Genomic DNA, 19,801 nt, shown 5'->3' with positions numbered 1-19,801 from the left:
CATCTTTTTTTAATATATATAGTATGAGAGCTATTTTAAGGAGGAGATGGATTGGAAATCAAAACCTTTTTCGAACAGTATAAATTTTACCTTGCTGGTGGGGGATTATTCATTGGTTTGGTCATTGTTCTTTTTATCTTTATGAAAGAAGACACTGTGGCTATTGAGGATATCTCTATGAACGTCAGTGAAGATATTGAGGGCAGTGAAGTAGATGCTAAAGAAGCTGACCTAGAAAACATAGAGACGACGGTGTACGTTGAAGTGAAGGGTGCAGTTAACTCACCAGGTGTCTATGAACTTCCAGTTGATGCTAGGGTAAAGAATGCCCTAGATATCGCAAATGTTTCTGAAAATGCAGATCTACTCACCGTTAATCAGTCTAAAAAGCTAACTGATGAAATGGTTATTTATATCCCATTCAAGGGTGAAATTAATCATGAGGAAATCAAACATGCCATGACTGTACCAAGCGCGGTAGAGACGAGTGAGGCAAAAGTTAACATCAATACAGCAAGTTTGGATGAATTGATGACCTTAAACGGTATAGGTGAGAAAAAAGCACAAACGATTATAGAATACCGTGAAGAGACGGGGGTCTTTATGAAATTGGAAGATATAAAGAACATTCCAGGTATTGGTGATAAGACGTTTCTAACTTTAGAACCACATATTACAATAGAATGAGGTGCTTTATGAGAATAAATTGGCATGAATATTTTATGGCCCAAGCAATGTTATTATCCCTTCGTTCAACTTGTCAGAGATTAAGTGTAGGTGCAACGATTGTCAAAGACAATCGCATTATAGCAGGCGGCTATAATGGTTCGGTTTCAGGTGAAGTTCACTGTATAGATGAAGGATGTTATGTAGAGGATGGTCATTGTATACGTACCATCCATGCTGAAATAAATGGACTGCTCCAATGCTCAAAATTTGGTGTCTCAACTGAAGGTGCATCAGTGTATGTGACACATTTCCCATGTGTGCATTGTACAAAATCATTAATTCAGGCAGGTATCAGTAACATTTATTATCGGGAAAATTATAAAAACCATCCTTATGCGATAGAGTTATTAGAAAAGAATAATATAAACTATGAACTGATAGAAACAGACACGGAAAAAGTAAAAGCTTATTTCGAAGCCTTGTAATGGTCTTACTATACATATTCTTAGCTGTTGTCATTGGTTATATCTTTTTAGAAAGCCCATTTTTGGGCTTCTTTTTTTATGCAATTTTAATGTGGAGTAGTCGAGTGAATAGATTCTCCTTAAAATTTTTAAGTTTCCTGTCAATAGTCATTATTGTTGTTATCTTATTAATTAATCAGCTAGACGTGACGTTAGAAGAAAAGAGAATTGATTACTTGCACATCATAGACTACAAATATTATAAAGATAGTATTCACTACATAGTAGAAAATAACAATGAAACATATGAACTATATATTGAAGAAGGTCTAGATATAATACCACTTGGTTCTAAGTGTACAGGGAGTTTTAATACTAGTATTCCTGAAGAACAAAGAAATTTTGTAAAGAAGGATAGTCGAACATCTTTAATTTTAAATGAGTTAAGTGGACGAATTTATTTAGACAATTTATCTGGTGTAGAGTGTAAGGAAGCGGATCTCAACTTAAAAACAAAAATAAATCAAATTAGATTTATTTATATGAGTAAGGTTTTGAATATTACTGAATACGACTATAAATTTGACATGCTCACATTGGCAGTTGGAAATAAGTCTTACATAACATCTGAATTTTTTGATGCTTTACAAAAGTTAGGTATATATCACCTTTATGTTATATCGGGGACGCATGTTGCGTTTTTAAGTGCTTTTATATATGGTGTATTGAAAATGATCAGAACACCAGTGCACTACATTAAAATTATATTGATTATCGTCTTACTATGCTTCTTCTTAATTAATTTTTTCAGTCCGAGTGTCCTAAGAGCTGTTTTTATGGGTGTATGCCTTTTGGTTTGCTCCTTCTTCGATAAAAAACCTTATATGACGATAATTTCATTAAGTGCCTTGGTTCAAGTACTTATAAATCCGTCAGTAATGTACCATGCAGGATTTCAGTTATCATATGTAACCACTTATTTTATTCTTTTAACTCGGCCACTGTTCATGCAGTTTTCAAGTATTGGTCAACTTGTCATTATTACAGTTATATGTGAATTATCCACGATTGTTATTGTACTGCTACATTTTAATGAAATAAGTTTAAGTGGCTTAATATTAAATATTATTTTTGTGCCGTTCTTTTCTTTTATTATTTTCCCTAGTGTACTCATCTTTAATTTTTTAAGCTTTATACATCTACCTGTATTTATGGACGAAATTTACAATTTTACTTTCAGCTGTATTAAGCGTTTGATTGATTTTCTAAGCCATAGTTTTAAACATAGAATGCCAATTAAAAATTTACATCCTCTAAGTACGCTAGTCCTCTTTATCTTAAGTTATGGTTTGATTATTTTCACTTTAAAAAAATCGTATTTTAAAATATTTACTGCTACTGTAATGATGACGATTGTCTTATATACTAATCATCAAAATTTTACACAAAATTACACACTTACCATGGTAGACGTTGGACAAGGGGATGCCTTTATAATTGAGGATCATAGAGCAAATAAGACCATTTTAATTGATACTGGAGGGCAATTCTTACATAACAAACAAGTAATTCCCTTAAGTGAAAAAACAGTACTACCTTATTTAAAAGAACAAGGTATTGATCAACTTGATTTGATTGTAGTCAGTCATTTAGATATTGATCACAGTGGTGAATTGTTAAATATTTTATCTAAGATAGATTCAACAAATATCCTTATGAATACTAATGATGAGAAGTTTGAGGAGTGGTCGAGTAGTATCCCTAAAGAATACCTAAGTAAAATAATAGATAGTCGAAATATAGAGGATTTTATGGTGGGTACTATATACATTCAACATCTGTATAGTATGGATGTGCTTGATGATTCAAATAACCAATCCGTCGTGTTGAAAGTGACCTTAGATCAGTTTAAAGTACTGTTTACTGGTGACATAGGAATTGAACGTGAAGCGGATTTGGTTGGTAAATATAATTTAGAAAGTGACATATTAAAAGTCGGACATCATGGTAGTGATACTTCGTCATCTTTAGATTTTATAGAGGCAGTAGAGCCAGATATCGCACTCATTTCAGCTGGTGTTAATAATCGTTATGGTCATCCTCATAATAGCGTGATAGATAATTTAGAAGGCATAAGAACTTATTTAACAGCTGATAGCGGTATGGTGAAGTTCGGCATTAAAGATGGTACAATATGTACTCATGAAAAATTAACTCAACGACAGTCTTGCTTACAAAAAGACATAAAAAAAGAGCCAGTTAACGGCTCTAAATAAGCTTAGCTTAACCTGCTATGATAGAGAAAATTTGAGGAATGATGTAGATTACAGTAAAACCAATAAATCCTACGATAAAACCGAGGCCTGAATCAATTACATCATTATTTTTAGATTGTACATTTTTTTCGAATTTATTCATGTAATTACCCCCTAAACACTTACCTATAGTATAGGACAAATTAAAGAAAAAAGCTATAATATATTTATAAATTTAAAGGAGCCTTATAAATGGAATTGCTACAATTAATGTACGGCACCAATATCATACGGATTGAAGATGAGGTTAAAAAAATCGCTAAAAGTTATGCAGGTGACTTAGATGACTTCAATTTCACTCGTTTGAATCTAAAAGAAACATCTATTGAAACGGTTGTAGAAGAGGCTCAAACCTTACCATTTTTGACAGATAGAAAAGTGTTGGTCATTGAGGATGCGCTTATATTTACTGCAAACAAGAATACAGGTTCTGTCAATCATAATATCGACTTGTTACTTGATTATTTAACAAAAAAGAATGATGATACAATGATTCTTTTTACTGTGTACACAGAGAAGCTTGATAACCGAAAAAAACTAACGAAAGTCTTAAAGGAAAAAGGTAAGGTCACTGAAATTAATGAAATGACTGAACGTGAGCTTTCTTTATATGTTGAAAGTGTCCTTAACCAAGAAAACATTGAGATACATAGTGAGGCATTGGAACTGCTTTTAGAAAGAACGAGCTATAAATATGAAAATGTTCATAATGAACTTTCAAAACTGTTGCTTTATACAGATGGTGACATTACTTTAGAGGATGTTAAAGAAGTTGTTAGTATTTCCCTTGAACAAAATGTATTTTTACTGACAGAATTTATCTTGAAAAATGAAAAGGAAAAAGCAGTACAACTTGGACGCGAACTCATACTTCAAAAAGAAGAGCCGATGAAATTGTTACATCTAATCATAGGACAGTTCCGTTTGTTTTACCAAGTGAAGATTTTAAATCAACAGGGTTATCAAGAGGACAATATCGCCAAAGCATTAAAAGTGCATCCCTACAGGGTGAAGTTGGCGCTTAGACACGTTAGAAAATTCCCTTTAGAAAATCTCTTATCTAAGATGATGCTATGCCGAGATATTGACTATAAATTTAAGTCATCGTATTTAGATCGGAATACTTTATTTGAATTATTTATATTAGAAATATAGGTAAAATAAAAAAACCTTCTTAATGATAAGAAGGTTTTGTGCTTATTTAGCCATTAATTGAGATTTTACACGGTTAGCTTTGTTTGCATGAATGTGATTGTTTTTCACAGCTTTATCAATAAGTTTTACAGCTTGTGATACTAAAGCGTCTGTGTTTTCAGCATTTTCAGCTTTAGCTGTTTCAGCACGTTTTACAGCAGTACGCATTGCATTTTTTTGTGCAATGTTTGCTTCTTGTGCTGATTGGTTCGTTTTCACACGTTTGATAGCTGATTTAATATTAGGCATAATGTCACCTCCGACATAAAGTTGTACAACTTTTATTGCAACACAAGATATTTTACCAAATATACGATGCTTATGCAATAATCAATCCGAAATGAATTGAAGTTAATGTGCAGCATTGATATAATTATAGCATTGCAAACACGAGGAAAGTTGGATTTTTATATGGATAAACAGGAACGGTTAAAAAGACAAAAGAATATAAGGAACTTTTCAATCATCGCTCACATTGACCATGGTAAATCATCACTTGCTGATAGATTATTAGAAAATACTAAAAGTGTTGATGCGAGAGATATGAAATCACAACTTCTTGATTCTATGGATCTTGAAAGAGAACGCGGTATTACCATTAAACTTAACGCAGTACGTTTAAAGTATACAGCTAAAGACGGAGAAGAGTATACCTTTCATTTAATCGATACGCCGGGTCACGTCGATTTTACATATGAGGTTTCTCGTTCATTGGCAGCATGTGAAGGGGCAATCTTAGTTGTCGATGCAGCTCAAGGAATTGAGGCACAGACATTAGCTAACGTCTACTTGGCTTTAGACAACGATTTAGAACTCATTCCTGTTGTCAATAAAGTCGATCTACCTGCAGCTGAACCTGATAGAGTTGCAGAAGAGATCGAAGATGTAATCGGCTTACCTCAAGAAGACTCTATCTATGCCTCAGCAAAGGCAAATATAGGTATCGAGGAAATATTAGAGCGTATTGTAGATGCTGTGCCTGCACCGGACGGTGATATCGATGCACCGCTTAAGGCGCTTATCTTTGATTCTTCCTTTGATGCCTATAGAGGTGTAATTTCTTCCATTCGAATTATGGAAGGTTCGGTCAAAGCAGGGGATAAGATCCGTATGATGGCGAGTGGTAAGGAATTTGAAGTGACAGAAGTCGGCATTAATACACCAAAGCAATTACCTGTTGATGATCTATCTGCAGGTGATGTGGGCTATATCATCGCGTCGATTAAAAAAGTTGGGGATTCTTTAGTAGGTGATACAATTACGAATGCAGATAACCCTGCAACTGAACCCCTACAAGGATATAAGAAGATGAATCCGATGGTATATTGTGGTATGTATCCGATTGATTCCAATAAGTACAATGACCTAAGAGAAGCATTGGAGAAACTTGAATTGAATGACTCATCATTACAATATGAGCCGGAAACATCTCAGGCGCTAGGTTTTGGTTTTCGTACTGGTTTCTTAGGCATACTTCATATGGAGATTGTTCAAGAACGAATTGAGAGAGAATTTGGTATTGAATTGATTGCTACAGCGCCTTCTGTTATTTACAGTGTCGAAATGACTGACGGTGAAGTTGTCAATGTCGACAACCCTGCACAAATGCCAGATCCACAAAAAGTGACCAAGATTGAAGAACCCTATGTCAAGGCACAAATTATGGTGCCGAACGATTTCGTAGGATCAGTCATGGAGTTATGTCAAAAGAAACGTGGAAACTTTTTAACGATGGATTACTTAGATGATGTGCGTGTAAATATAATCTACGAAATTCCTTTATCGGAAATTGTATTCGACTTCTTTGATCAATTAAAATCGAATACTAAAGGTTATGCTTCATTAGATTACGATTTAATTGGATATAAAGAGTCTAAATTGGTTAAGATGGATATCTTATTAAATTCTCAAAAAGTCGATGCACTTAGCTTTATTGTCCATAAAGATTTTGCTTATGATAGAGGTAAGGCAATCGTAGAGAAATTAAAAAATATCATTCCAAGACAGCAATTTGAGGTACCAATTCAGGCTGCAATTGGACAAAAGATTGTCTCTAGAACTAACATTAAATCTATGGGTAAAAATGTCCTATCTAAATGTTATGGTGGGGATATTACCCGTAAGAAGAAATTGTTAGAGAAACAAAAAGAAGGTAAGAAGAAAATGAAAGCCGTGGGTAATGTTGAAATCCCACAAGAAGCTTTCTTAGCCGTCTTAAAAATGGATGACGAATAAATTAATCAGAACAAAGGAGAAATCGACGGATTTCTCCTTTAGTTTTAGGAGGACGCATATGGATAGCATGTATATCCACATTCCTTTTTGTAATCGCATATGTACTTATTGTGATTTTAATAAGGTACTAATTAAAAATCAGCCTGTTGATGAATATATAGATGCATTAATTTTAGAGTTGAAAACTTATGGCAAGTTAACTTTAAAAACAATCTATGTTGGTGGCGGTACACCGACCGCTCTAAATGAAACTCAGTTAGATAGACTACTCAGCTTTGTTACTGAACAGTTTACTGTGACAGAGGAATTTACATTTGAAGCTAATCCAGATGAGCTGACGAGTACTAAGTTAGATATATTAAAACATTACGGTGTCAACAGAGTTAGTCTCGGTGTGCAGACCTTTAATAATGAATTATTGAAAGTACTTGGACGTACACATAGCTTTGACGATATCTTTCAAAGTATAAATCACCTAGAGAAAATTGGACTATCTAATTATTCTTTAGATTTAATGTACAATCTACCTGGGGAGACATTTGAAGATATCGATATGAGTTTAAAGTATGTAAAAGAACTGAAACCTAAACATATTTCATGGTATTCATTGATCATTGAACCACATACAGTGTTCTATAACAAAATTAGGCAAGGTAAGATGTCCATTGCAGGAAGTTTAGAAGAGGGCGAAAAATATAATAAGGTGATAAATGGTTTAGCTGCACTCGGTTATCCACAATATGAGATCTCTAATTTCGCCACTTTAGAGCATGAGTCGACCCATAATAAGACTTACTGGTTAAATGAACCATATATTGGCGCAGGAGCTGGTAGCCACGGCTACAATGGTGAGTATAGATATTACAATATTAAGCCTGTCCCACACTATATAAAAAGCATGAATGAAACAGGTTCTGTAGTTAAAGAAAAATTAGATCTTTCTTTAAATGATAAGTATGAAGAAGAAATGTTCTTAGGCCTTCGGTTAAATAAAGGTGTTAGCGAAAAAAGATTTATTGAAAAGTACGGTTTGACTATAGAGGATGTTTACGGGCCAACAATAGATAAGTTGAAGTCCAAACAGTTGATTAGTCAAAGTCGTGGATTTGTAAGTTTAACTGAGTCAGGACGTATGATTGGTAATGATGTATTCGCTGAATTCTTGCTCTAAAAAAGAAGAAACGTTTACCCTTGACATACTTTGACCTATTTGATAAATTATTATTAGCACTTAAGAGAGAAGAGTGCTAATGAGGTGATTACTTGCTAACGAACAGGCAGCAAATCATTTTGAAATTTATCGTAGATGATTTCTTGGATGTAATGACACCTATTAGTTCAAAGTATTTATTAGACAAATACAAATTTGATGTATCGAGTGCAACAATAAGAAATGAAATGGCAGCACTTGAAAGAGCAGGCTTTTTACTAAAGGCTCACACGTCTTCGGGACGAATGCCATCGAGAAGAGCTTTGAAATTCTACATCGAAGAACAAAAAGCTATGATTAAGGCATCACCGCCACAGACAATAGAAATTGTCAGTTCGGTGGATGATATTGAGGCTTTTACACAGACGCTTGCAACATCTATAAGTAAAGAAACAGGCTATTTAACTCAAGTATCAGCAAGTTCTGATGATGAAAAGGTAAAAGGTATGTACATCACACCTCTAACCGACAGTGCGGGTATTGCGATTATCGTCTTGAATACAGGTAGTGTAAAACAGCTTCCAGTAAGGACGGGAAAACATGTTTCAGTTGACGATTTATCAAAACTGAGTAATCTATTTTCTAGTTTACTTAAAGATAAGCGTTTAGATGATTCATTGTTTATTTTAAATGAGCATACAGTTGTACCGCATGAAATCCGAAATTTATATGATCAGTTGACTGCACAAATCGCTGCTGCTGTAGAACAGCCAAAGCGTACAGTCGGCTATGCAGGTTTTAACTATCTCTTGAGTGATATGAAAGATGAAGTAGAGACCTTAGAACATATTTACGAGGATATTGAGTCAGAATCATTGCAACAAACTGTAGAAAAGTTATCATCTAATGATGTAAGTATTTATTTTGGTGATGAGTTGGATGATAGTTACAAGGCTGTTTCAGTCATTACAACTAATTTTGAGCATCAAGGACTGAGTGGTAATTTGATGGTGATTGGCCCGGAATTAATGGGGTACAAGCACGTCATTAACTTACTTCACTCATTTAAAAAAGGAGTGTAGACTTTGACAGAAGAGAAGAAGGATGTCACTTCAGAAGAACTTGACACGGAGACAGTTGATTCTGCTAAGGAAGAATCGGTAGAGGTTTCCAATGAAACTGATGATAATACAACAGAAGCTGTCTCGAATGAATCTGAAGAAGAAAAACAAGAAAATGTAATTGCTGAACTTAAAAATGAAGTTGAAGCAACTGAAAACAAGTATTTAAAACTTTATGCGGAATTTGAAAACTACAAACGCCGTACTAGGCAAGAAGCTGAGATTAACAACAAATATAAAGATCAAAAATTTGCTGAAAATCTCTTGCCGGTCATTGATAACCTAGAACGTGCACTCAGCATCGAAGGCGATACTGAGAGTTTTGAAGCTTTAAATAAGGGTGTTGAAATGGTCTATAATAACTTATTAGACACATTAAAAAACCATGATATTAAAGCAATTGAAGCACTAGATCAGCCATTTGATCCTAATTTCCATCAAGCAGTGATGACAGAAGCTGTGGAAGGTAAGGATGCTGGTTTAGTCGTAGAAGAATTCCAAAAAGGATATATTTTAAAAGACCGTGTCATTCGACCTACAATGGTCAAAGTGAGCGAGTAATAATATTTAATATAACGGAGGCTATATAATTATGAGTAAAGTAATTGGAATAGACTTAGGAACAACAAACTCAGTAGTATCAGTATTAGAAGGTGGAGAACCAAAAGTAATTCAAAACGCTGAAGGTAACCGTACAACGCCTTCTGTTGTATCATTTAAAAATGGTGAAAGACAAGTTGGTGAAGTCGCTAAACGTCAGGCTATTACAAACCCTAACACAATCTTGTCAATTAAAAGACACATGGGTACTGAGCATGTAGAGAAAATTGAAGACAAAGAATATACACCTCAAGAGATTTCAGCAATGATCTTACAAAACTTAAAAGAAACAGCTGAAAGTTACCTTGGTGAAAAAGTAAGTAAAGCGGTTGTTACAGTACCTGCTTACTTCAACGACTCAGAACGCCAAGCGACTAAAGATGCTGGTAGAATTGCTGGTTTAGAAGTAGAACGTATCATTAACGAACCAACAGCAGCAGCACTTGCATATGGTTTAGATAAGACTGAAAAAGAAGAAAACATTCTCGTATTTGACCTTGGTGGTGGTACATTCGACGTTTCAATTCTTGAACTTGGTGACGGTGTATTTGATGTACTAGCTACAGCAGGTGATAACAGATTAGGTGGGGACGACTTTGATGACATCATCATTGACTACCTAGTAGATTCATTTAAACAAGAAAATGGTATTGACTTATCTAAAGATAAAATGGCAATGCAACGTCTTAAAGATGCTGCAGAAAAAGCGAAAAAAGACTTATCAGGTGTATCTTCAACTCAAGTATCATTACCATTTATTTCTGCTGGAGAAGCAGGTCCTTTACACTTAGAAACAACATTAACACGTGCGAAATTCGATGAGTTAACTCACAAACTCGTTGAAAAAACAATGGGCCCTGTACGTCAAGCACTTAAAGATGCTGGTGTTTCTAAATCAGAAATTGATGAAATTATCTTAGTTGGTGGTTCAACACGTATTCCAGCTGTACAAGATGCAATCACTAAGGAATTAGGTAAAGAGCCTAACCGTAGTGTAAACCCTGACGAAGTTGTCGCTATGGGTGCTGCAGTACAAGGTGGGGTACTCACAGGTGATGTACAAGATGTTGTATTACTTGATGTTACACCACTATCATTAGGTATCGAAACTATGGGTAACGTATCTACAGTACTCATTGAAAGAAATACAACAATCCCAACAAGTAAATCACAAGTGTTCTCAACGGCAGCGGATAACCAACCAGCAGTTGATATTCATGTCGTACAAGGTGAAAGACCAATGGCAAGCGATAACAAGACATTAGGTCGCTTCCAATTGACAGATATTCCACCAGCACCAAAAGGTCAACCTCAAATAGAAGTTACATTCGATATCGATAAAAATGGTATCGTGAATGTTACAGCGACAGACAAAGGTACTGGTAAGGAACAAAAAATCACTATCGAATCAAGCTCTAACTTAACAGATGACGATATCGATAGAATGGTTAAAGAAGCTGAAGAAAATGCAGATGCAGATAAAGCTAAAAAAGAAGAAGCAGACCTTAGAAACGAAGCAGACCAAATGATTTTCTCTGCTGATAAGAGCATTGAAGATCTTGGTGAACAAGTTGAAGAATCAGAAAAAGAACAAATTAACACTGCTAAAGAAGACTTGAAGACTGCTCTAGAAGGTTCTGATTTAGACGCAATCAAAGAGAAAAAAGAAGCGTTAGAACAAGCTTTACACGCAATCACAACAAAACTTTATGAACAAATGGCACAAGAGCAACAAGCAAATGCAGAAGGTGCTGAAGGTTCAGGAGAACAAAAGGCAGACGATGATGTTATCGATGCTGACTACAAAGAAGTAGACGACGAAGACGATAAGAAATAATATAGTTGACCAAAAAGTCAAAGCCAATGTGTTTGGCTTTGACTTTTTAAATGGTATTATATTGACTGTTGGAGGGAAAAATTGTGGCTAAAAGAGACTATTATGAAATATTAGGCTTAGATAAAAATGCAAGTCAGGATGAAATTAAAAAAGCATATCGTAAGCTATCAAAGAAATATCACCCGGATATGAAAGAAGGCTCTGAAGAAAAGTTTAAAGAGGTTTCAGAAGCTTATGAAGTACTATCTGATGATAATAAACGTGCGCAGTACGACCGCTTTGGTCATGAAGGTATGAACTCACAAGGCGGCTTTGGCGGCGGTGGATTCAGTAGTGGCTTCGGCGGCTTCGAAGACATCTTTTCTTCATTCTTTGGTGGTGGTGCACGCCGTGATCCTAATGCACCACGTAAGGGTGACGACCTGCAGTATACAATGACGATTACTTTTGAAGAAGCAGTCTTTGGTGCAACGAAGACTGTGACAATCAAAAAAGATGTAACATGTGATGTGTGTCATGGTGATGGTACAAAACCTGGTACTTCTAAATCGACATGTAAAACATGTTCAGGATCAGGTCATGTGTCTGTAGAACAAAACACACCATTTGGGCGAGTTCAAACACAAAGAGAATGTCCAACTTGTGCAGGTACAGGACAAGAAATTGAACATCCATGTGACAACTGTAACGGTCATGGTACATTAAGTAAGAATGTTGATATTGAAGTGAAAATTCCTGAGGGTATTGATAACGGACAACAGATCCGCCTTTCTGGTGAAGGTGAGCCAGGTATTAATGGTGGACCACAAGGTGACTTATATATTGTCTTTAGAGTTAAACAAGATAAGAAATTCACGCGTGATGGCGATGACATTCATTACGAACTAAAAATTTCATTTGCTCAAGCAGCCTTAGGTGACGAGTTGAAAGTTCCGACAATCAATTCATCTGTGATGTTAACGATTCCTGCAGGTACACAATCAGGTAGACGCTTTAGATTAAAAGAAAAAGGTGTTAAAAATGTTCAAGGATTTGGTTATGGTGACCAATTCGTAACAGTAACTGTGGTGACACCTACAAAACTCTCTGAAGAAGAAAGAGATATTTTTAAAGAGTTAGCAAAAGTAAATGGTGAAGATATCAACGAGCAACAAGAAAACATTTTCGATAAAACAAAACGATTTTTCAAAGGTGAGTAAATGATGAAATGGCATGAGATCACAATTGGTACCAAAAAAGAAAATGAAGAGACTCTTACTATGTTTTTAAATACAATAGCCAAGGGTGTTTCTATTGAATATGCTCTAGATATACTACGTGAAGGTGTAACTGATTTTGACGATAAATTCCGTCTAGATCCAAATGATTATCCTGAAAGTGATATAACTATTACAGTTTATTTTGATGAAACCATAGATATTAATGATAAATTAGAAGAAATAAACTCCTTTATAGCAACTGGATCATTATTCGACAAGGAAAATATTACAATCAATCATACAATCATCAATGAAGCTGACTGGGAAAATGAATGGAAAAAACACTTTCATAACTTTAAAGTAGGTAAAAACTTCTTTATCATACCATCATGGGAGTTTGATGACGTGAATATCCAAAGTGAGGATAAGGTCATTAAAATTGATCCAGGTATGGCTTTTGGTACCGGTGACCATGCAACAACTAGCCTGTGTTTAACTTTGATGGAAGATGTAGTACAAAAAGGCGATGATGTTATTGACGTTGGTACAGGTTCTGGGATTTTATCCATTGGGGCACATCTTTTAGGCGCTAAAAATATTAAGGCAACTGACATTGATGATCTGTCCTTACAAGTTTCAAAAGAGAACTTTGAGCTGAATCAATGCAGTGATGCAATCAAAGTAGAAAGTGCAGACTTATTGACTACTGAAGATGGCAAATATGATGTTGTGGTAGCAAATATCTTAGCGCATATTATCGATGTGATGATCGATGATGCTTATAATACCTTAAAAGAGAATGGTAGTTTTATTGCTTCTGGTATTATTACAGAAAAGAGAGATAGTATTGTTCAGCATATGGAGCGAGTTGGCTTTAATATTGAAGATGTCTTAGAACAAGATGGCTGGGTGGCAATACTTGCGAAAAAGGTGAAATAATGCAACGTTATTTTATTGAAATAGAAGTTTCAATAGGTGGAGTTTATGAGATGGACCCTACACATCATCATCATATTAGAAATGTCATGCGTTCTAATGTAGATGATACTTTCACTGTTGTAGATTGTACGAACACCGCTTATTTTGTTCAGTTGATCTCAATCGAACCGCTTGAATATAAAGTGTTGGAACAATTGACGAGTGATGTGGAATTACCTGTTCAAATCACTGTGTTTAGTCCACTTTTAAAAGGTGATAAGATGGATACTGTCTTACAGAAATCTACTGAGTTAGGTGCCTCTGATTTCGTATTATACAAGGCGGATAGAAGTGTCGTTAAGCTAGATCAAAAGAAGGAAAAGAGCCGCTTAGAACGGTTTGAAAAAATTGTAAGAGAGGCTGCAGAACAGAGTAAGAGAACTGTTATTCCTCAAGTGTCTTTTGATGGTCGCTTAAAGACAATCGATTTTTCTTCTTATGATTTGGTACTTTTCGCTTATGAGGATTACAATATTTCTGGTATACCAATTACTTCTGTCTTAGAGCATTCAAATGCCAAAAATATTGCATTCATCTTTGGGCCAGAGGGTGGTTTTACATCTAAAGAGGTCGAATTATTTAAGAATGATTCAAATGTCAGCTTAGGGCATAGAATATTGAGAGCTGAAACTGCACCATTGTATGCATTATCTGTAATTGGTAACTATTTCGAATAAAGAAAATGTGCTATTATTATTATGCTCGAAATTAATTATTAGGAGTGTCCTTATGAACATTGCAAAGTATATTGATCACACTTTACTAAGTCCAGCTGCGACTAAGGAAGAAATCTTAAAATTATCCAAGGAAGCTGACGAGTATGGCTTCTTTAGTGTATGCATCCAGCCATCATGGGTGAGTACAGCAAGTGAAGCATTAAAAGACAGTGAAGTAAAAGTTTGTACTGTCATCGGTTTCCCGCATGGTGCGACAAGTTCAGAAACAAAAGCTTTTGAGACGCGAAATGCGATTGAAAATGGTGCAGATGAAGTCGACATGGTCATCAACATTGGTCAACTTAAAGATGGAAATGAAGATTACGTGAGAACAGACATTAAAAGTGTAGTTGATGCTGCGGATAATGATGCTTTAGTTAAAGTTATTATTGAATCTGCCTTATTGACTGAAGATGAAATCGTGACTGCATCTAAATTAAGTAAAGAAGCAGGTGCGGACTTTGTTAAGACTTCTACAGGATTTAATGGCAGTGGCGCAAGCGTTGAATCAGTTACATTGATGCGCTTAACTGTCGGTGAAGAGATGGGTGTTAAAGCAAGTGGTGGTGTACGCTCACTTGAAGATGCCCAGAAAATGATTGAAGTTGGTGCAACAAGAATCGGTGCATCTAGTGGGATAGCGATTGTTAATGGTGCAGTTTCGGATAATGATTATTAATTAAATATTGACTGAAACAATCACAATATATTATAATACTGAAGTACATAGTATCTACTATGTGAATTAGCCTTTTGCATTATCGGAGGGAGGGAAAACACATGTCAAAAACTGTTGTTAAACAGAACGAGCCACTAGAAGATGCTTTACGACGTTTTAAGCGTACAGTTTCTAAAAGCGGTACTCTACAAGAAGCACGTAAAAGAGAGCATTACGAAAAACCTAGTGTAAGACGTAAGAAAAAATCTGAAGCTGCGCGTAAGCGTAAGTTCAAGTAATATCACTCTTCCCTCTGATAAGTGATATATAAAACAGCGTACATTTTTGTACGCTGTTTTTTTGTTTTATTATCGCAATTCCATAATAGTCATGTATAATCGAAAGTAGGAGGGATGTGCATGGTTAATGTGTATTTATCTAACATTTATAATATATTGAACAACTATGTAGATATAATTACATCACCACCCATCGCATTTCTATTATTAGCATTGTTCTTCCTCGGTGTAATCTACCAACTCTTTTCTGAAAGAATTAATATTATTGGTGTCTTAAGTGTCATTTCAATATTTGTATTCTTTACAGGTCACTTTCTTACAGGTAGTGGAAATTATACTGCTTTAATTCTTATTTTGCTGAGTGCATTTTTAATTCTTGTAGAATTTTTTGTGATCGGTATGATTCTAGGAATATTTGGTGTAATTTTATTTGCTGCGAGTATTTTGGTTGTAAGCGAAGATCCCGGTTTATATGCTGTTTTCTTAGCTGTAATACTTATATTAGCAGTAGTAGAGTGGGTGATATTTGTGAAACATAAGAAAAGAAGAATACCTTTTTTAAGTAAGCTCATTTTAGATGATGCAACTGATAAGGAGTCAGGTTATACATCGTTTGATGATCGCTCTCACCTAGTTGGTGAAGAGGCGGTTACTCATACCGTTCTAAGACCTTCTGGAACAATCAGACACGGTGATGAACGGATTGATGCAGTAGCTGAAGGCGCCTATATCGCGAGTGGAGTAAAGGTGAAAATTATTTATGTAGAAGGTACTAGAGTTGTCGTTAGACCGTTAGAAGAATAGTAAAACAAAGGAGAGAAACATATGGCATTAGGATTTATTACTGGTGGGACAATAATAACACTATTGATTATTGTTGTTATTTTTATCGCCCTAGCAATTATTTTATCGTTTGTACCAATTGGTTTATGGATTTCTGCAATTGCTGCAGGGGTTAAAGTTGGTATTTTCACTTTAGTTGGTATGCGTCTAAGACGTGTTAAACCAAAACGTGTAATTGAACCAATGATTAAAGCACACAAAGCCGGAATTCAATTAAAAACGAACCAGCTTGAGTCACACTTCTTAGCAGGTGGTAATGTAGACAGAGTTGTAGATGCGCTTATTGCTGCCCAACGTGCGGACATCAATTTAACTTTCGAACGTTGTGCTGCAATCGACCTTGCAGGACGTGACGTACTTGAAGCTGTACAAATGAGTGTAAACCCTAAAGTTATTGAAACACCATTCATTGCAGGTGTTGCAGTTGATGGTATCGAGGTTAAAGCTAAAGCTAGAATTACAGTTAGAGCAAACATCGAACGTCTAGTCGGTGGTGCTGGTGAAGAAACAATCATTGCCCGCGTTGGTGAGGGTGTCATTTCTACAATTGGTTCTTCAACTAAACACGCTGAAGTACTAGAAAACCCAGAAAAAATCTCACAAACTGTACTATCGAAAGGCCTCGATGCAGGTACTGCCTTTGAAATTCTTTCGATTGATATTGCAGATGTTGATATCGGTAAGAACATTGGGGCAGATCTACAAACGGAACAAGCTGTTGCAGATAAGAATATTGCACAAGCGAAAGCCGAAGAACGTCGTGCAATGGCCGTTGCCCAAGAGCAAGAAATGAAAGCACGCGTTCAAGAGATGAGAGCGAAAGTAGTAGAAGCAGAATCACGTGTACCACTTGCCTTTGCTCAAGCATTAGAAGATGGCAATATCAGTGCTTCAGATTACTACAATCTTAAAAATGTAGAAGCTGATACAAGTATGAGAGACTCTATTAATAAGATGACGAACCCTACACGCTACAACGACGAAGAATAGGGTGTGATGAGTAATGGAATTAATTCCAATCGTTATAATTGTACTCGGTATTATTTCTTCAATCATCAGTAGTCAATCAAACAAAAAGAATGAAGAAAAACGTAATATCGATCCTTCTAAATTAGATCGTAAGTCAAAAACTGCACCAAGAAGACGTCAAGATCAACAAAACCAAACAACTGAGAATAAAGGATTTTTTGAAAACTTACAAGAAAATTTTGAGAAGGAAATGAAGAATTTTGAGAAAGAAATAGAGGGACAACCTCAAACAGAACCTAGAAAAAGAGCTGAAAATCAGTCTAGAACACAAACGGCAGAAAGACAAGCTAGAGAAACAATTCAACGCTCTAACAATCGTCAAAATACTTCACAAAATGTATCTGATTATGAAAAACGTAAGACAGACCGTTCTAGACATTCAAACAGAGCAAATCAAGCTAAAGAGAAAGTGCTCACTGAGGCTTATGATGAGCGTATAACAATGGATGAAGGTCTAACAAAAGATATGATTGAGGAACGACAAAATAATAGACAAAATAAAGATAGAATCAAGGAAACAGATATTACAAGTGGTGATATCAGTTTTGATTCTAAATCTGTTGTGAATGGTATTATTATGTCGGAAATTCTCGGTAAACCAAAATCTAAGCAGTAATTAAGAACATGCAGGTAACCACCTGCATGTTTTTTTACGACTTCTTAATTGCAGTAGTACTTTTATAGTGGTAAATTTAAATAGAATAACACTACTTAAAAAGGGGTTTGTAAATGCCTAATATTATTAATATTGATAGCCTAGATGAAGCTCAAGCTCTAATAGGCGCAAATGATTCACACATCACTTATCTTGAAGAAGAGTTTGACGTAAAAATTCACACGCTTGGTAATGAAATTACTGTGAGCGGAGAAGATGAAGAAAAAGTCGAACTTGTTGAAGATGTGTTGCTTCATTTATTAAAAATAATTCAGCGGGGAATGAGTATTTCTCTTAGAGATGTTCAATCTGCTGCAATGATGGCTAAAAATAAAACCATTGAATATTTACAAGATCTCTATAATGAAGAAATAGCTAAAGACTCTAAAGGTAAGAGTATAAAAGCAAAAACAACAGGTCAGAGAGTATATGTCGATAATATTAAAAAACACGATTTAACTTTTGGAATTGGCCCGGCTGGTACCGGAAAAACTTTTTTAGCTGTGGTAATCGCTTGTCAGATGCTCAGAGAAAACCAAGTTAAACGTATTGTTCTTACAAGACCTGCAGTTGAAGCTGGGGAGAACCTCGGATTCTTACCAGGAGATTTAAAGGAAAAGGTAGATCCATATTTAAGACCATTGTATGATGGTTTACATGCCGTATTAGGTGCTGAAACAACAGACCGTCTAATTGAGCGAGGCATTATTGAAGTGGCACCTTTAGCGTACATGCGTGGACGTACTTTGAATGACGCCTTTGTCATACTTGATGAAGCACAAAATACAACTGAGATGCAGATGAAGATGTTTTTAACACGTCTCGGATTTGGTTCAAAAATGATTGTCACTGGTGATGAAACTCAAATTGACTTACCTGGTTCTACAAAGAGTGGTTTAGTTGAGTCTGTTAAGCGATTGGAGAATATTAAAGGTATTGCAATTAATCGAATGGACGAGAGTGATGTTGTCAGACATCCACTTGTTTCTAAGATTATAGTTGCCTACGAAAAGGATGCGAACTTATGATTAATGTAGATTTCATCGATGAAGGTAGTTTTGTTACAACTGAAGAACAAAACGATATTAGTGACCTCTTATCATTTGCGTATAAACATTTAAAAGAAGAAGGGCCTGCAGAAGTGTCGGTATCTTTCGTATCTAATGAAGAGATTAAAGATATTAATCGTGACTACCGTGACAAGGACAGTATTACAGATGTGATTTCCTTTGCACTTGAAGAAGATGAACTCAACTTAATTCATGAAGATGCACCACGTACATTGGGTGATATTATTATTTCTACAGACCGTGCTAAAGAACAAGCAGAAGATTACGGTCATTCCTACCGTAGAGAGTTGTTATTTTTAAGCTTACACGGATTTCTACATTTGCTTGGCTACGATCACATGGAGAGCGATGAGGAAAAAGAAATGAATGGAAAACAAGAAGAAATATTAACTGCCTTTGGAGTGACAAGAGATTAATCCTAGTCGATTTAAGTATCCTCTCCAGGGATTGTACCGATTACTAAAAAAAGATTATAATTTTTTAGTTCATTTAATCATTGCAGCACTAGTGATCGGCTTTGGATTCTGTTTTAATATATCTAAGGTCGAATGGTTATTTGTCACTTCAGCAATCTTTATGGTTTTAATAGTTGAAGCATTGAATACGGCTATTGAATACGCTGTAGATTTATCGACAGATTCTTATAATTTATTTGCAAAATACGCTAAAGACGTTGCAGCTTTTGCTGTAGTGCTTGCATGTATTTATGCTGTAGTGATTGGTTTTACTGTGTTTATACCTTATATAATTCAGATATTTTAGGAGGAAA

At 35.4% G+C, this 19,801-nt stretch carries 22 protein-coding genes; 20 read left to right on the top strand and 2 right to left on the bottom strand.

Annotation, left to right across the window (positions count from 1 at the left end):
• Window positions 1-51: 51 nt before the first annotated feature.
• Genes H624_RS0103950 through H624_RS0103940 form a run of 3 tightly spaced genes read left to right on the top strand, consistent with a single transcriptional unit; the run spans window position 52 to window position 3,409 of the window.
• Entirely contained in the window at window positions 52-687 is a 636-nt protein-coding gene (locus tag H624_RS0103950; protein WP_026866447.1) for a ComEA family DNA-binding protein, read from the top strand.
• An 8-nt stretch (window positions 688-695) separates the two neighbouring features.
• Window positions 696-1,154 carry a ComE operon protein 2 gene (locus tag H624_RS0103945; protein ID WP_026866446.1) on the top strand — a complete coding sequence of 153 codons (459 nt, stop codon included), beginning with the start codon at window positions 696-698 and terminating at the stop codon, window positions 1,152-1,154.
• The gene (locus tag H624_RS0103940) at window positions 1,154-3,409 is read left to right on the top strand and encodes a DNA internalization-related competence protein ComEC/Rec2 (RefSeq protein WP_026866445.1); all 2,256 of its coding nucleotides are present in this window, start codon (window positions 1,154-1,156) and stop codon (window positions 3,407-3,409) included. The genes H624_RS0103945 and H624_RS0103940 overlap by 1 nt, the downstream gene beginning before the upstream one ends.
• Before the next feature lie 7 nt (window positions 3,410-3,416).
• On the opposite strand, the gene H624_RS12345 is transcribed toward H624_RS0103940, so the two are convergent.
• Window positions 3,417-3,551 carry a YqzM family protein gene (locus tag H624_RS12345; protein ID WP_084145711.1) on the bottom strand — a complete coding sequence of 45 codons (135 nt, stop codon included), beginning with the start codon at window positions 3,549-3,551 and terminating at the stop codon, window positions 3,417-3,419.
• Between the two features lie 89 nt (window positions 3,552-3,640).
• On the opposite strand from H624_RS12345, the gene holA reads away from it, so the two are divergent.
• Window positions 3,641-4,603, top strand: a complete 963-nt coding sequence (gene holA, locus H624_RS0103930) for a DNA polymerase III subunit delta (RefSeq protein ID WP_026866444.1) — start codon at window positions 3,641-3,643, stop codon at window positions 4,601-4,603.
• A gap of 42 nt (window positions 4,604-4,645) precedes the next feature.
• Here holA and rpsT read toward each other — a convergent pair whose 3' ends face one another.
• Window positions 4,646-4,891 carry a 30S ribosomal protein S20 gene (rpsT, locus tag H624_RS0103925; RefSeq protein ID WP_026866443.1) on the bottom strand — a complete coding sequence of 82 codons (246 nt, stop codon included), beginning with the start codon at window positions 4,889-4,891 and terminating at the stop codon, window positions 4,646-4,648.
• A 162-nt stretch (window positions 4,892-5,053) separates the two neighbouring features.
• On the opposite strand from rpsT, the gene lepA reads away from it, so the two are divergent.
• The 16 genes from lepA (at window position 5,054) to H624_RS0103845 (ending at window position 19,794) form a co-directional block, all read left to right on the top strand.
• A complete protein-coding gene (lepA, locus tag H624_RS0103920) occupies window positions 5,054-6,877 on the top strand; it encodes a translation elongation factor 4 (RefSeq protein ID WP_026866442.1) in 1,824 nt (607 codons plus the stop codon).
• 58 nt (window positions 6,878-6,935) lie between these two features.
• Window positions 6,936-8,048, top strand: coding sequence for a radical SAM family heme chaperone HemW (gene hemW, locus H624_RS0103915; RefSeq protein ID WP_035856009.1), 1,113 nt, complete (start codon window positions 6,936-6,938; stop codon window positions 8,046-8,048).
• Window positions 8,049-8,140: 92 nt separating this feature from the next.
• Entirely contained in the window at window positions 8,141-9,109 is a 969-nt protein-coding gene (gene hrcA, locus H624_RS0103910) for a heat-inducible transcriptional repressor HrcA (RefSeq protein ID WP_026866440.1), read from the top strand.
• Window positions 9,110-9,112: 3 nt separating this feature from the next.
• Window positions 9,113-9,709: a nucleotide exchange factor GrpE gene (grpE, locus tag H624_RS0103905; RefSeq protein ID WP_026866439.1), complete on the top strand. Its 597-nt coding sequence runs from the start codon at window positions 9,113-9,115 to the stop codon at window positions 9,707-9,709.
• 31 nt (window positions 9,710-9,740) lie between these two features.
• On the top strand, window positions 9,741-11,585 hold the full coding sequence (gene dnaK, locus H624_RS0103900; protein ID WP_026866438.1) for a molecular chaperone DnaK: 1,845 nt from the start codon (window positions 9,741-9,743) through the stop codon (window positions 11,583-11,585).
• Between the two features lie 83 nt (window positions 11,586-11,668).
• Window positions 11,669-12,784: a molecular chaperone DnaJ gene (gene dnaJ, locus H624_RS0103895; RefSeq protein WP_026866437.1), complete on the top strand. Its 1,116-nt coding sequence runs from the start codon at window positions 11,669-11,671 to the stop codon at window positions 12,782-12,784.
• Window positions 12,785-12,787: 3 nt separating this feature from the next.
• Entirely contained in the window at window positions 12,788-13,723 is a 936-nt protein-coding gene (gene prmA, locus H624_RS0103890; protein ID WP_026866436.1) for a 50S ribosomal protein L11 methyltransferase, read from the top strand.
• On the top strand, window positions 13,723-14,439 hold the full coding sequence (locus H624_RS0103885) for an RsmE family RNA methyltransferase (protein ID WP_026866435.1): 717 nt from the start codon (window positions 13,723-13,725) through the stop codon (window positions 14,437-14,439). Before prmA ends, H624_RS0103885 begins: the two co-directional genes overlap by 1 nt.
• A 52-nt stretch (window positions 14,440-14,491) precedes the next feature.
• Complete coding sequence (deoC, locus tag H624_RS0103880; RefSeq protein WP_026866434.1) at window positions 14,492-15,157, top strand: deoxyribose-phosphate aldolase; 666 nt, start codon at window positions 14,492-14,494, stop codon at window positions 15,155-15,157.
• Between the two features lie 101 nt (window positions 15,158-15,258).
• Window positions 15,259-15,435, top strand: coding sequence for a 30S ribosomal protein S21 (rpsU, locus tag H624_RS0103875; protein ID WP_026866433.1), 177 nt, complete (start codon window positions 15,259-15,261; stop codon window positions 15,433-15,435).
• Between the two features lie 120 nt (window positions 15,436-15,555).
• Entirely contained in the window at window positions 15,556-16,239 is a 684-nt protein-coding gene (locus H624_RS0103870) for an NfeD family protein (protein ID WP_035856004.1), read from the top strand.
• Between the two features lie 21 nt (window positions 16,240-16,260).
• Complete coding sequence (gene floA / locus H624_RS0103865) at window positions 16,261-17,268, top strand: flotillin-like protein FloA (protein ID WP_035856001.1); 1,008 nt, start codon at window positions 16,261-16,263, stop codon at window positions 17,266-17,268.
• A 13-nt stretch (window positions 17,269-17,281) separates the two neighbouring features.
• Complete coding sequence (locus H624_RS0103860; protein ID WP_026866430.1) at window positions 17,282-17,923, top strand: hypothetical protein; 642 nt, start codon at window positions 17,282-17,284, stop codon at window positions 17,921-17,923.
• 113 nt (window positions 17,924-18,036) lie between these two features.
• Window positions 18,037-18,990 carry a PhoH family protein gene (locus tag H624_RS0103855; RefSeq protein WP_026866429.1) on the top strand — a complete coding sequence of 318 codons (954 nt, stop codon included), beginning with the start codon at window positions 18,037-18,039 and terminating at the stop codon, window positions 18,988-18,990.
• A complete protein-coding gene (gene ybeY / locus H624_RS0103850; RefSeq protein WP_026866428.1) occupies window positions 18,987-19,448 on the top strand; it encodes an rRNA maturation RNase YbeY in 462 nt (153 codons plus the stop codon). Before H624_RS0103855 ends, ybeY begins: the two co-directional genes overlap by 4 nt.
• On the top strand, window positions 19,444-19,794 hold the full coding sequence (locus H624_RS0103845; protein WP_026866427.1) for a diacylglycerol kinase family protein: 351 nt from the start codon (window positions 19,444-19,446) through the stop codon (window positions 19,792-19,794). Before ybeY ends, H624_RS0103845 begins: the two co-directional genes overlap by 5 nt.
• Window positions 19,795-19,801 lie beyond the last annotated feature (7 nt).

The sequence above is a fragment of the Jeotgalicoccus marinus DSM 19772 genome (assembly GCF_000425825.1).
In the GTDB taxonomy this organism is placed as follows: Bacteria; Bacillota; Bacilli; order Staphylococcales; family Salinicoccaceae; genus Jeotgalicoccus; species Jeotgalicoccus marinus.
This window is presented reverse-complemented; position numbering and strand designations above follow the sequence as displayed.